Annotated in this window: 14 protein-coding genes and 1 pseudogene; 7 read left to right on the top strand and 8 right to left on the bottom strand. The window is 58.1% G+C overall.

The window, feature by feature from the left end; translation table 11 throughout:
* Nucleotides 1–8: 8 nt before the first annotated feature.
* Complete coding sequence (locus tag HB680_RS05795) at nucleotides 9–1,190, bottom strand: colicin E3/pyocin S6 family cytotoxin (RefSeq protein WP_346657350.1); 1,182 nt, start codon at nucleotides 1,188–1,190, stop codon at nucleotides 9–11.
* 368 nt (nucleotides 1,191–1,558) lie between these two features.
* Here HB680_RS05795 and HB680_RS05790 point away from each other — a divergent pair, with 368 nt between their 5' ends.
* On the top strand, nucleotides 1,559–1,864 hold the full coding sequence (locus tag HB680_RS05790; protein ID WP_213937632.1) for a hypothetical protein: 306 nt from the start codon (nucleotides 1,559–1,561) through the stop codon (nucleotides 1,862–1,864).
* 60 nt (nucleotides 1,865–1,924) lie between these two features.
* On the opposite strand, the gene HB680_RS05785 is transcribed toward HB680_RS05790, so the two are convergent.
* From HB680_RS05785 to HB680_RS05775, 3 genes are read right to left on the bottom strand one after another with little or no spacing between them, the layout of a single operon-like run.
* Nucleotides 1,925–3,229: a cytochrome c gene (locus HB680_RS05785; RefSeq protein ID WP_213937631.1), complete on the bottom strand. Its 1,305-nt coding sequence runs from the start codon at nucleotides 3,227–3,229 to the stop codon at nucleotides 1,925–1,927.
* 12 nt (nucleotides 3,230–3,241) lie between these two features.
* A complete protein-coding gene (locus tag HB680_RS05780; RefSeq protein ID WP_213937630.1) occupies nucleotides 3,242–5,026 on the bottom strand; it encodes a GMC family oxidoreductase in 1,785 nt (594 codons plus the stop codon).
* Nucleotides 5,027–5,028: 2 nt separating this feature from the next.
* The gene (locus tag HB680_RS05775) at nucleotides 5,029–5,769 is read right to left on the bottom strand and encodes a gluconate 2-dehydrogenase subunit 3 family protein (RefSeq protein ID WP_213937629.1); all 741 of its coding nucleotides are present in this window, start codon (nucleotides 5,767–5,769) and stop codon (nucleotides 5,029–5,031) included.
* 307 nt (nucleotides 5,770–6,076) lie between these two features.
* On the opposite strand from HB680_RS05775, the gene HB680_RS05770 reads away from it, so the two are divergent.
* Together HB680_RS05770 and HB680_RS33070 are read left to right on the top strand one after the other, a co-directional pair.
* Nucleotides 6,077–6,724, top strand: coding sequence for a tyrosine-protein phosphatase (locus HB680_RS05770; RefSeq protein WP_213937628.1), 648 nt, complete (start codon nucleotides 6,077–6,079; stop codon nucleotides 6,722–6,724).
* Nucleotides 6,725–6,739: 15 nt separating this feature from the next.
* Nucleotides 6,740–6,832: pseudogene (locus HB680_RS33070) on the top strand (metal ABC transporter ATP-binding protein); the annotation flags it as partial.
* A 5-nt stretch (nucleotides 6,833–6,837) separates the two neighbouring features.
* Here HB680_RS33070 and HB680_RS05765 read toward each other — a convergent pair.
* Both HB680_RS05765 and prlC read right to left on the bottom strand, forming a co-directional pair.
* A complete protein-coding gene (locus HB680_RS05765; RefSeq protein ID WP_054047949.1) occupies nucleotides 6,838–7,125 on the bottom strand; it encodes a YheV family putative zinc ribbon protein in 288 nt (95 codons plus the stop codon).
* Nucleotides 7,122–9,200 carry an oligopeptidase A gene (prlC, locus tag HB680_RS05760; RefSeq protein WP_213937627.1) on the bottom strand — a complete coding sequence of 693 codons (2,079 nt, stop codon included), beginning with the start codon at nucleotides 9,198–9,200 and terminating at the stop codon, nucleotides 7,122–7,124. The genes HB680_RS05765 and prlC overlap by 4 nt, the downstream gene beginning before the upstream one ends.
* 62 nt (nucleotides 9,201–9,262) lie before the next feature.
* Here prlC and HB680_RS05755 point away from each other — a divergent pair, with 62 nt between their 5' ends.
* Nucleotides 9,263–9,808 carry a gamma carbonic anhydrase family protein gene (locus HB680_RS05755; RefSeq protein ID WP_213937626.1) on the top strand — a complete coding sequence of 182 codons (546 nt, stop codon included), beginning with the start codon at nucleotides 9,263–9,265 and terminating at the stop codon, nucleotides 9,806–9,808.
* 29 nt (nucleotides 9,809–9,837) lie between these two features.
* Nucleotides 9,838–10,488, top strand: coding sequence for an HAD family hydrolase (locus tag HB680_RS05750; protein WP_213937625.1), 651 nt, complete (start codon nucleotides 9,838–9,840; stop codon nucleotides 10,486–10,488).
* 112 nt (nucleotides 10,489–10,600) lie between these two features.
* Here HB680_RS05750 and HB680_RS05745 read toward each other — a convergent pair whose 3' ends face one another.
* Entirely contained in the window at nucleotides 10,601–11,692 is a 1,092-nt protein-coding gene (locus HB680_RS05745) for an aminopeptidase (RefSeq protein ID WP_213937624.1), read from the bottom strand.
* Between the two features lie 60 nt (nucleotides 11,693–11,752).
* Here HB680_RS05745 and HB680_RS05740 point away from each other — a divergent pair, with 60 nt between their 5' ends.
* Both HB680_RS05740 and HB680_RS05735 read left to right on the top strand, forming a co-directional pair.
* The gene (locus HB680_RS05740; protein WP_213937623.1) at nucleotides 11,753–12,175 is read left to right on the top strand and encodes a hypothetical protein; all 423 of its coding nucleotides are present in this window, start codon (nucleotides 11,753–11,755) and stop codon (nucleotides 12,173–12,175) included.
* Between the two features lie 40 nt (nucleotides 12,176–12,215).
* On the top strand, nucleotides 12,216–12,635 hold the full coding sequence (locus tag HB680_RS05735) for a hypothetical protein (protein WP_213937622.1): 420 nt from the start codon (nucleotides 12,216–12,218) through the stop codon (nucleotides 12,633–12,635).
* Nucleotides 12,636–12,641: 6 nt separating this feature from the next.
* On the opposite strand, the gene HB680_RS05730 is transcribed toward HB680_RS05735, so the two are convergent.
* Nucleotides 12,642–12,875, bottom strand: coding sequence for a DUF1161 domain-containing protein (locus HB680_RS05730; protein ID WP_213937621.1), 234 nt, complete (start codon nucleotides 12,873–12,875; stop codon nucleotides 12,642–12,644).
* Nucleotides 12,876–12,994: the final 119 nt, after the last annotated feature.

Below are 12,994 nucleotides of genomic sequence, written 5' to 3'. Positions count from 1 at the left end.
GAAAACTCCTATTTCTCTACTTTTCGACCGGGTTTGGCTGGCTTGGTTTGTTTGCCCGTGACAGGGTCAAACTCTCCTAAATGTTTACCTTGTTTATCGTACATTTCAACAGCCCCGTGCTGACTATCCCACTCGTAAATACGACCCTTACCATCCTTCCAACGTCTGCGAGCTCCGCCGCCACCTTGGACTCTTGTTTTAAAGTCGACTTTCACCGCATCAGGAAAGGCTGTTAGCCCTTTAGGCGCCGGATGATACCCATGGTCACCCGAAACACTCAGCGAAATGTAAATCGGCTGAATACCGGCGTCACGAAACTTGATGATTGCGTCGTGGTAGTCGGGTGGGTGCTTCGGGTTGTCCAGTATCTTATTGGCCTGTTCGGTCGGCGGATACACCCACACAGGCGGTAACTTTGGTGCACCTTCCAGCGCAGGAATACCTAGCACACCGTCAGGGCTTGCCGCTGGCGTCCAAGTGAGCCCAATCCCGCTGCCAATGTCGGCAACGTATTTCTCACCGACTTTTCTGCCTTCGATGACCGGGACAGTTTCCCAGTCTTTTTTGCCACCTGTGTAGAACCCGTAAACGTTTACTGACCCATTCGGCAAGGTTTTGGCATTGACACGGACACGCGTACGGCCCGCATCAAGCGTTGCGTACTGATCGTTTGTGTAGAAGGCGCTGTCAGGTGAAATGCTGGTGTTCGGCATCAATAACGCAACGGTGCCCAATGCAGCGCGAGTGGCAACAACTGTTGATCCTTCCAGCAAAGTGAGTGCAAGTGACCCGCCGAGACGTTGAGCAATTGCGCTGCCGGTAGCAGACCCACCCACCAGCTGCAGCGGTATGCCTTGAGCGGTAATGGCTGCCCCTGTCCCAAGCACAGCCCACATTCCGTAGTCGGCCAGTCTCTCGACAGGCACAAATCCGGCGGGGTTGTTGTGATTGATGACGCCGTCAGGGAGGTTGCAACTCTTGGCGAACACACAGCCGAAGGTTGGGGCATTCGCCGCTGGCGTTGTTGAGGCTATGTTCCGTCTGGCCTCATCACGAGCCAATCCTTGTTCATATCGAAGGGTATCTGCCTGTTGACGGCGGATGTCCTCCTGGGTGGGTTTGCGGGCTTTACAAATGGGGCAGCCACACATAGCAAAGCGTCCATTCTTCATGCGATGAAAAATGGCCACCGTAACGGAGGGTTCAAAGACTGGCTGTAGGACGAATCCCAAAAATAATGAGGAATATTCCCTATGTTCTTTTTCATTAACTATGGGAGAAGGATGGCTTTGGGGAGGGGGCTGAAGCGTGACACATCGCTTTCAGGCTTTTTGTACCAGTACTGTTAATCGTACTTGCAACCGCGATAGGGATTGATCGAACGATCGAAGGGTAAGTTCAGCGATCTGTCATCTCCAAACAGTTTTTGTATTGGCTGAATAATAACGGGATCTGTCGTCATCATGAGAAATATATAATCAGTAGTTTTCGTGCAGTAGGGTAAGTATCATTCGCCGTACACGGATTTCGTGTATCACTTATTAAATGGAATTAATAAATGTCTATGTTTAATCAGCGCGGTATTTTTTTGCAACTGTTGGCTCCGAGTATCGTCAACCCAAACGAATCGCAAGTAGCTATGCAACTTGCCCGTAAGGAACTGGGCTGGGACGCTGTCAATGATGAACAGACCGAAGCCCTGGTGGATTCCGTCTACGTCACGGCAGTCTCGGCGGATGGCGGCCGATCCTTCAACATCCGGACCCTACGCAGTGATGTGGACGGTGACGGTGATATTGATAGTGATGACAAAGCAAAACTGCTGGTTCTGGCCAAGGCCTATTCCGCTATCGTCAATCCTTGATCCTCGATAATTGATTAAATCTGCATGATCACTCATGCAGGTTCAGCTCATCACGGCAGCTTAGTTATGCTGAGTGAGTTGGCCAAGATCGTCGCCGGAAGTTGTTTTCATATCACCCTTGCGCAGTTTGGCTACATCGCCGGACTTTACCGTCGTTCCTTTATTTCCCCAACTAGTGCTGATGAAGGTAACAACATCCGCCACTTCTTGATCCGACAGCCGCCAGGCAAATCCCGGCATGGTGAAGGTCGATGGCGCCGTGTGCGTGGCCGGCAATGTGCCGCCCTTGAGCACGATGTGAATCAGCGACGTTGGATCCTCCGATTGCAACACCGGGTTGCCCGCCAGCGCCGGGAACACCCGCGTATACCCGTGACCGTCGGTACGGTGGCACGCCGCGCAGTTGTCGATGTACACCGAAGCGCCTGGCTTGCTGTCGTCACCCTTCCACAGCGCCTGGGCAACTTGTTTGTCGTACTGGTGCGGCTGGTCGTTGGGGTCATTGGCCGGCAGGGACTTGAGGTAACGGGCAATCGCAGTCAGGTCGGCGTCGGTCATGTATTGCATGCTGTGGGTCACCACATCGCTCATGCCGCCGAACACCGCACTGCGGTCGCTACGCCCGGTCTTGAGGAATTGCACCAGTTGTTCTTCGCTCCAGCTGCCGAGGCCATCCTTGTGATCACCGCGAAGACTTTTCGCGATCCAGCCTTCCAGTGGCGCACTGCCTGACAGAAACGTACTGCCTTCACCCGCATTCAAGGATTTTTCCTGCATGGTCAGGGCACGTGGCGTATGGCAGGCGCCACAATGTCCCAGGCCTTCCACCAGATAAGCCCCACGACTGACCACGACGTCTTCGCCGAGCGGCGCTGTGTAGTCGGCCACGGCCGGGGCGAACAGCCAACGCCAACCCATAAGCGGCCAGCGCATGCTCAATGGCCAGGGAATGTCGCTGGCCTTGTTTTCCTGGGCGACTGGCGCCACGCCGTGCATGAAGTAGGCGTACAGGGCTTGCATGTCGCTTTCGTTGGCGCTGGCGTAGGACGGATACGGCATTGCCGGGTACAACGTACTACCGTTTTTGGCGACACCGTGGCGCACGGCTTTGTCGAAATCTTCAAAGCTGTAGTCGCCCAGACCGGTTTTGTCCGGGGTGATGTTGGTGGAGTAGATCGTGCCGATCGGCGTTTCCATCGGCAGGCCACCGGCGAACGGCTTACCGTCCTTGGCGGTGTGGCAGGCCACGCAGTCGCCGGCACGGGCGAGGTACTCGCCCTGTTTGATCAGATTTTGATCAACGTCTGCGGCGTAGATCGAGCCACTGCCGAGCAGGGCGAACGTCGCGATAACGAGTGCTTTCATGGTCATCGCTCCTTAAGCCTGAACCAGCGGGCCGGGGTTTTTCAGATACTGCTCGCGGATCGCCCGGGCCGACCAGTAGGTCAATGCCGCCACCAGGCCCGTAGGGTTGTAGCCCAGGCCTTGTGGGAAAGCTGACGCGCCCGGGACGAATACGTTGTGCACATCCCAGCTCTGCAAATAACGGTTCAAGGCACTGGTTTTCGGGTTGGTGCCCATGATCGCGCCACCGTTGAGGTGCGTGGTCTGGTAGGACGCGGTGTTGAAATGATCACCGACTTTCTTGCCGATCACAGCGATGGCTTTAGGGCCCATCGCTTCGGCGATCTTGCCCATTTTTTCGACCATGAAACGGTTCATCTTGATGTCGTTTTCCTGCCAGTCGAACGTCATCCGCAGCAGGGGCAAGCCGTAGGCATCGCGGTAAACCGGGTCGAGATCCAGGTAGTTGCCACGGTAGGACTGATGCGCGCCGTGGGCGTCCATCGACACCTGATGGGTGTAGTAATCGGCGGTGGCACGTTTCCACGCACTGCCCCAGGCCGGGGTGCCCGGCGGGTTGGAGGTCCCGGCGATTGGCCGGCTGCCCGCCTGGTTGACCCACATCGGCGAACCGCCGACGAAGCCATGTGGCCCGTGGTCGAAGTTGTCGGCGTTAAAGTCATCGATCGCCACGCCATTGCCGCCGGCACCGATGAAGTTGTTGGTGTGGGTGTCCTTGTCGAAGAACGCCTTGATCGTGGCCATGTTCTGGTAGGCGAAGTTCTTGCCGACCACGCCTTCGCCGCTGATCGGGTCGTAAGGCTTGCCGATGCCGGAGAGCAGCATTAATCGCACGTTGTGAAACTGGAACGCGCCGAGGATCACCAGATCCGCCGGTTGCTCGATCTCCCGGCCCTGGCCATCGATGTAGGTCACTCCGGTGGCTTTGGTCTTGGTGCTGTCGAGATTGACCCGCAACACATGGGAATTGGGCCGCAGCTCGAAATTCGGCAATGGTTTGAGCGCCGGCAGAATGTTCACGTTGGGCGAAGCCTTGGAGTACATGTAGCAAACGTAACCACTGCAGAAACCGCAGAAGTTGCACGGGCCCATCTGTGCGCCGTAGGGATTGGTGTACGGGCCGGATGTATTGGCCGACGGCAGGTTGTAGGGTTTGTAACCTACGGCTGTGGCGGCTTTCTGAAACAGCTGTGCGGAAACCGTGTTCTTTTGGGATTCCAGCGGGAAAGGGTTCGAGCGATCCGGCGCGTAAGGGTTGCCGCCCTTGCCTTCGCCGACCAAATGGCCGTTCACCGTCCAGGCCTGACCCGATGTACCGAACACTTTCTCGGCGTAATCGAAAAACGGTTCAAGTTCTTCATAGCTGACGCCGAAGTCCTGGATGGTCATGTCCTTGGGAATGAAGCTTTTGCCGTAGCGCTCTTCGTAGTGGCTGCGCATCCGCAACTCGATCGGATCGACCCGAAAGTGCACGCCGGACCAGTGCAGGCCCGCGCCGCCCACGCCATTACCGGGCAGAAAGGCGCCGAGTTGGCGGTTCGGCAGGGCGATGTCATTCACGCTATGGCGAATGGTCACCGTCTCTTTGGAGATGTCCTGGAAAAGTTTCTTACGCACGCTGTAGGTGAGTTCGTCGATCACCTGGGGATAATTGCCGTCAGGGTAAGTGTCCTGCATCGGCCCGCGCTCCAGCGCCAGCACGTTCAGCCCGGCTTCCGTCAGCTCTTTGGCCATGATTGCGCCGGTCCAGCCAAAACCGACGATCACTGCGTCGACCTTCTTCATTACCGTTGCCATGCTTATGCCCTCTCGCCGCGAATCGAAACTGCCGGGAAGGGGTATTGCTCGTTGCGTTCCACCCAATCCATGAAATCGGCGCGGGCGCCGGGGAAGCCGATCATGGTCCAGCCGACCATGCCTTTATTGCCGCCGTGGATCGGGTCGCAGAAGAATCCTTCCTTGGTGTTTTGCAGCAACAGGTTGAAGAAAATCTTCGACGGCACGCTATCGAACTCGGGTTTTCCGGCCTCGAGTTGCTTGAGCAAATCGTCTCGGGTAGCGCTGTCTTGTTCAGCAAATACGTTACCGTTGAAGGCTTTCGACCAAGCATCCATGGCGGCGATGCCCAGGCGATAGATCTCTTTCGGTACCAGTTTGCTCTGCCAGCCCATTTCCGCCGGGGCGTCGGCGTTGAACGGTCCTTGCATGAACCACAGGGCGCCGGCGGCGTACGGGGTGTTCATTTGCCGGTCGATGTATTCCGGCACGCCGGCTTCCAGCGCGCCTGGCCCTTGGGCATCGCTCGGGATCAGTTGAGCGACGGCAGCCTTGATGAACGTCCATTCTTCGGCGGTGAAGTAGCTCGGTTCATAGGTGCCGGTGCTGACCGGCGTTTTGCCGGGGCTGGCAGGTGCCGACTCCGGCGCGGCGAGCAGGACGGAGCTGCCCAGCGCGGTGCTGGCGACGGTGACCACCGGGATCAAGGTCAGGGATTTGCGCAAAAACTCACGCCGCGGGTTGTCTCGATCTTGATCAGACATGGGGTGCACCTCATCAGGCATTGATGGTTTGTCAGCCATTTCGTCGAACGGCTTTTCGTTTTGGCAGGGACGCGGATCTGGGGCGATCGCTGGGAACGCCATGTATCTGCAAACTTTCGTAACAAATGGTAGCAGGCTAAGTATCAAGATGAACCGATTCAGCTTAAATAAACCGGGTTTTTGCAACGAAAGTAGCCTGCGCGTCGATGGATTCACGATTCTTTGACAGGCGGCTCACAGTGCGTTGACCGCTCAAGGCTGAAGCTGAGACTCATCACTCCGCTTTTTTCCCGTACGGTCGCCCAGAATGTCTAAAACCCGTCTTATCCCTGCGATGTGCCTATCGTTGGTCGCTTTTTTCAATCTGTCGCTGGCCATGGCCGATGAAGCTGCATCACCTCGACCTGCGGAATGGGCCCAGTCAGTGGAGGCGAAATACAACCTCTACCAAATGTCCCCGACTCTTTATCGCAGCGCATTGCCGGACAGCGGGGCGGTACCCTTGCTCGAACAACTCAAGGTGGGAACCGTCATCAACTTCCTGCCGGAGTCCGACACTCGCTGGCTGTCCGTGCCCGGCATCAACCTGGTCCAACTGCCTTATCGCACCAACCACGTGGATGACGCGCAGGTCATTGCGGCGCTTCGTGCGATTCAGACTGCCGAGGCCACAGGCCCGGTGCTGATGCATTGCAAACACGGCTCCGACCGCACCGGCCTGATGGCGGCGATGTACCGGGTCGTGGTGCAAGGATGGAGCAAGGAAGACGCGCTGAATGAAATGACCGAGGGCGGGTTTGGCGACAGCATCCACTTCAAGGACAGCGTTCGCTACATGATGCAGGCGGATACCGACAAACTGCGCACCGCGCTGGCCAATGGTGATTGCAGCACCAGCCCGTTCGCCATGTGCTCGATGAAGAGCTGGTTCAAGTCGGCCAATATCGAAAAGTAGGAATTAGAAAGCCCTGTGGGAGCGGGCTTGCTCGCGAATGCGATGTATCAGTCAACATCAATGCCGAATGACACACCGCATTCGCGAGCAAGCCCGCTCCCACAAGTGGTGACTCAATGTTGCTCGTCAGGCTTTTTCTTCAGCTTCGGGTTCGGGAAGAATTGCACCGCCTGAACCTTGGCGTCCGGCGCTTTCAGTGCCGAAACGTTAACCCGCGTGCCCAATTCCTTGGGCACGGACAAGCCTTGTTCGTTGAGCGTGTCGGAATAACCGCAGGCCACGCACTCGCGGTGCGGGACCTCGTCTTCGTTCCACATCATCAACTTGTCCGGCTCGCTGCACGCCGGGCAGACCGCCCCGGCGATAAAGCGTTTTTTCGTGATCACAGGCCCCTCGCTCATGCTGCCGCGTCCTCACTCAGGCCGCTGTGGCGCAAGAGTGCGTCAATCGTTGGTGCACGGCCACGGAAGTCGACGAACAGCACCATTGGCTCCTGGGAACCACCGCGCGCCAGGATCGCTTCGCGGAAGGCGCGACCGGTATCGGCGTTGAGCACGCCGTCTTCTTCAAACTTCGAGAAAGCATCGGCCGACAGCACTTCAGCCCACTTGTAGCTGTAGTAACCCGCCGCGTAACCACCGGCGAAGATGTGGGCGAAGCTGTTCGGGAAACGGTTGTAGGCCGGGGGACGCATGACCGACACCTCGTCGCGCACGCCTTCGAGCACTTGCAGCACGCTGCGGCCGTCGCCGTGGGTGGCGTGCAGTTCGAAGTCGAACAGCGAGAACTCCAGTTGGCGGACCATCATCAGGCCGGACTGGAAGTTTTTCGCCGCGAGCATTTTGCCCAGCAGGTCCTGCGGCAGCGGCTCGCCGGTTTCGTAGTGACCGGAAATCAGCGCCAGGCCTTCCGGCTCCCAGCACCAGTTTTCCATGAACTGGCTTGGCAACTCGACCGCATCCCACGCCACGCCGTTGATACCGGACACGCCAGCATGTTCGACGCGGGTCAGCAGGTGATGCAGGCCGTGGCCGAATTCGTGGAACAGGGTGGTGACTTCATCGTGGGTCAGCAGCGCAGGCTTGCCGCTGTCCGCCGGGGTGAAGTTGCACACCAGGTTGGCCACCGGACTTTGCAGCACGCCTTCGGCGGTGCGGCGACGATCGCGGGCGCCGTCCATCCAGGCACCGCCGCGCTTGTTGGCGCGGGCGTAGAGGTCGAAGAAGAAGCGGCCGACGTGCTGGCCGTTTTCCTTGATTTCGAACAGGCGAACGTCCGGGTGCCAGGTGTCGAAGCCTTTCTGCTCGGCGATTTCGATGCCGTACAGGCGCTGCACGATGGCGAACAGACCGCCGAGTACTTTGTCGATCGGGAAGTAGGCGCGAAGGGCTTCCTGGGCAACGCTGTAACGTTGTTCACGGAGTTTTTCACCGTAGAAACCACTGTCCCAGCTTTGCAGGTCCGGGCAGCCCTGTTCGGCGGCGTACGCCTTGAGCTGTTCCAGATCCTGAGCGGCGAACGGTTTGCTGCGCTTGGCCAAGTCACGTAGGAAACTGAGTACCTGGTCGCTGGATTCAGCCATTTTGGTGGCCAGACTCAGCTCCGAGAAACTGGCGAAACCCAAGAGTTTTGCAAGCTCCTGACGCAGGTCGAGGATTTCTTCCATCACCGGACTGTTATCGTTCTGACCGGCATTCGGGCCTTGGTCCGACGCACGGGTGCAGTAGGCGGCGTAGACTTCTTCGCGCAGGGCGCGGTCCTGGGCGTAGGTCATCACCGCGTAGTAGCTCGGGAATTCCAGGGTGATCAGAAAACCTTCCAGACCTTTGGCCTGGGCTGCTGCGGCCATTTGCGCCTTGGCCGAATCGGTGAGGCCGGCGAGGGCGGCTTCATCGGTAACGTGTTTGGTCCAGGCCTGGGTCGCGTCGAGCAGTTGATTAGAGAAGCGGCTGCCCAGCTCCGAGAGCTTGCTCTGCACTTCGGCGTAACGCTTCTGCTCGGCTTCAGGCAGGTCGATACCCGACAGACGGAAGTCACGCAGGGCGTGTTCCAGGATAGTTTTTTGCGCCACATCGAAACCGGCGGCTTCAGGGCTGTTGGCCAAGGCTTCGAAAGCCTGGAACAGTTCGCGGTTCTGGCCCATCTCGGTGGAGTAGGCGCTCAGGGCTGGCAGGCAGGACTCGTAGGCTTCGCGCAATTCGGCGCTGTTGCACACGGCATTCAGGTGGCTGACCGGGCTCCAGGCGGCGCCCAGGCGATCATTGAGTTCGTCCATCGCCAACACCAGGCCGGCCCAGGTCGGTTGTTTGCCCTGGGTTTTGAGGATCTCGATAATGGCGGCGCGGTTGTCAGCCAGGATCTGTTCAATGGCCGGTTGCACGTGTTCGGCACGGATCGCCGAGAACGGCGGCAGGTCGTAGGACTGCAAAAGAGGGTTGTTCACGCTCACGGTTGGCACCTTGGCTGGAAGAAACATACGGCCATCTTAATTACAATCGACGCTCACCGCAGCTATCAGCGACAGAGAGAGAACCTATCGTGACCCTTCGCAAGTATCTGAACCACACGCCGCTGCTGGGCAAAGGCGCTTTTGTCGACGGCTCGGCGGTGGTAATCGGCGACGTAGAAATCGGCGAAGACAGCTCCGTCTGGCCGCTGACGGTAATCCGCGGCGACATGCACCGCATCCGCATCGGCGCGCGCACCAGCGTCCAGGACGGCTGCGTGCTGCACATCACCCACGCCGGGCCGTTCAATCCCGACGGCTTTCCATGCTTGATCGGCGATGACGTGACCATCGCCCACAAAGTCATGCTTCACGGCTGCTCGGTAGGCAGTCGTGTGTTGATCGGCATGGGCAGCATTGTCATGGACGGTGCGGTAGTCGAGGACGATGTGATCATCGGCGCCGGCAGCCTGGTGCCGCCGGGTAAGCGTCTGGAAAGCGGTTTTCTGTATGTCGGCAGCCCGGTGAAACAGATCCGGCGGCTGACGGACAAGGAAAATGCCTTTTTCACCTACAGCGCGGCGAACTACGTGAAGCTCAAGGATCTGCATCTGGCCGAAGGCTACGACCAGCTCTGACTCTTTCCTACGATTGCCCAGGATTATTCATGCATTACCAAACTGTTTTGTTCGACCTCGATGGCACCCTGACCGACCCGCGCGAGGGCATTACCCGCTCGATCCAATTTGCCCTGGCCAAACTGGGCATCGATGAACCGGATCTGACCAAACTGGAACACTTCATCGGCCCACCGTTGTTGCAGGCGTTCATGCAGTTTTACGAATTCGACGAACCCAAGGCCTGGGAAGCGGTGAACTTCTATCGCGAGCGTTTCAAAGTCACCGGCCTGTATGAGAACCGCGTGTTCGACGGCGTAACTCCGCTGCTGGAAACCCTGAGCGGGCAAGGGCGACAGCTCTACATCGCCACCTCCAAACCCTGGGTGTTCGCCCGGGAAATCGCCCGACACTTCGACTTCGCCAAACACTTCAAAGTGATTTACGGCAGCGAACTGGACGGGACGCGGACCAACAAAGTCGAACTGATTGCCCACCTGATGGCAGAGGAAGGCCTGGACCCGGCCAACACCCTGATGATTGGCGACCGTAAGCACGATTTGATTGGTGCGCGGAGTAATGGCCTGGATGCAGCGGCGGTGGGATACGGATTTGGCAGCCGTGAAGAACTGAGCGCTGAAACACCGACTTACCATTTTGAAACGCTGGAGGAGATGCATCGGGCGTTTTTGCAGCGTTAATAAGATCGCCTTCGCGGGCAAGCCCGCTCCCACAGTTGATCGGCGTGGATCAAAATACTCTGATCAGACACAAATTCCCTGTGGGAGCGGGCTTGCCCGCGAAGAGGCCGGATCAGCCATCGCTACTCTCCGGCCCGGCCAACACTTTCAACGCCACCTTACGCTCAACAACCGGCAACCGGCCCAGCTTCTCCACCTCTGCATAAAACCTCACCCAATCCCCACCCACCTGCCTGAACAACGCCGCAAACGCCGGCACCCACTGGTCATACAGACCAAACGGCAGCAGCTTGGCATTGTTCATCGGCGCGTTGACCCACGCGTCGTAGCGTTTATCCCCGGCCCATTGCCTGTCACGCAGGGTTCGATAGTCGTTGCGCAGCCGGTCAAATTCAGCGGCTTTGCGTTGGCGCATCTGCTCGATCGGCAGGGGGTGGGCGTACAGGTGTTCAAGGCGTGCGCGGGTGGCCAGAACCAATTGAGTGAGCTGATCACGCTGCTGTAGCGCGGCGCCGTTGTCCGGGGCAAGCCCACGGTTGGCACGCCATTGTCGAGTGCCTTCCTGCTCGACAAACGTGGCAAAGGATTCGTTGAACTCGGTGTCGTCCTTCACATAAAAACGTTGATGGGCCAGTTCATGAAAGATCAGCGTCGCCAGTCGTTCGTCGCCCCAGTTCATCATCGAACTGATGATCGGGTCGTTGAACCAGCCTAGCGTCGAGTAAGCCTCGACCCCACCGATCGACACGTCCATGCCTTGCAGGCGCTGGATTGCTGCTTCGCCCCGGGCTGCGCTCTGGCTGTAGTAACCGCGATAGGCAACGCAACCGGCGATGGGGAAGCAATGGTTTTGCGGCTTCAGGGAAAATTCCGGCGTGGCGAAGACATTCCAGACTACGTAGGGTCGGCCAATGTCGGCGTACAGGCGATAGCTCTGGTTATCCGGCAGGTGCAGATGCTGGCTGGCGAACAGCCGGGCTTTTTGCGACTGCGCCAGGTGCGCTCGCAGTTGCGGATCGCGCTGGGGGTCGGCAATCACCCTCGCCACCGGCTCCCGGGCCCGGAGCAATTGCAGCTGACCACTGGCCAATTGGCTGTAATAGCTGACGCTGGCGCAACCGTTGAGCAACAAAAACAACACACCCGGAAACAAAACGCGCAAAACGCGATCAAGTAACCCAAGGCTTGGAAGCGGCCTGATCACAATAAAAACATCCCTGGAAAGTCTGCCCACAAGACTATCCCGCCACACTGGAGCTCCGCTATGCGCAAATTGATGCTGACAGGGGGCCTGCTGACGCTGGCCGGTTGTGCCGGATTTGGAATGCCCGATCCTGATCCGTCCCAGGCCTGGATCGACCTGGCTTCAAAGCAGGAAGATTCGGCGTTGCAGGCGTTGAAGGTCGATGACAAGGCCGCCACCGACAAACGTTTCTTCGAAGTACAGCCCGGCAGCCATGAATTGAAGGTTCGCTACCAGTTCGCCGTCGATCCCACCAACATCGGCCCGGCAAGCGAGCCGCTATGGCGCGATTGCCAATTGAGTGTGAAATTCAAGGATTTCAACGCCGGCCAGCGTTATCAGCTGCAAGCTGGAAATATCGGTTTCCGGCCGTGGGCAAAACTCTACGATCAGCAGCGAAAAGTCATTGGGCAGGGTACGCCTGCCGGCTGCCAACGCACCTGATCGGCGCTATGCTGAATGACCAATCATCGGGACATTCATCATGCGCAGGTTATTGCTGTTGCTCGGGGCGAGCGCTCTTTCCGGTTGCCTGAGTCCGCTGCCGGCCGTCGATCCACAGATGGCCTGGGTCGACATGTCTACACCGACCCCCGGTGGCAAATTGATGATGGCTGAACGCCTGGATAACCAACGATTGACGGACGGGCGCTTCTTTCAGGTCACCCCCGGCAGTCATGAGCTGAAGGTGCGCTTCGACTTTGAAGTGTTCACGGGCGGCTCGGGGTTCTTGAACGATTCCTCGGAGCGGTTGTGCTACCTGACCATTCGCTACGACAAGTTCGAGGCCGGCCAGCGTTACATGCTGGAAGGTCGTTCCCTGGCCTTTACCCCCAGCGCCCGGCTGTATAACGCCAAGCGGGAGATCGTGGCCGAAGACCGGGAAGTCCTCTGCATCATATGAGGTCAATCAACGATCGTTCTTTTGGTAGATGATCTTCTTGGTGCCGTTTTCGCACGTGCCAACGACCATGTTCTGATCGTGGACTTCGTCATTGGTGACGATTTCCAGGGTGTAGGACGAGACGTTGTTGGCCTGGATCTTGGCCTCGATCTCGGCCTTGAGTTCTTCACAGGATTTCGGTGCCGCCAGGGCCGAAGTGGCCAGCGCGCAACAGATAATCGCCAAGGCAAAACGTTTCATGGTTGAAGCTCCCTTGAGGCAGCGCGCGGGTTGATGCGCTTGAGCTGCTGTCATTTATTCGACCACAGTTTTGCAAAGCGAGTTCTGACTTCGCTCACAAACCCCCTGTTCAGTTGTAG

This window comes from Pseudomonas sp. dw_612 (assembly GCF_018449725.1).
Taxonomy (GTDB): Bacteria; Pseudomonadota; Gammaproteobacteria; order Pseudomonadales; family Pseudomonadaceae; genus Aquipseudomonas.
Note: the sequence above shows the minus strand (reverse complement) of the source record. Positions and strands in the feature narration are given on the sequence as shown.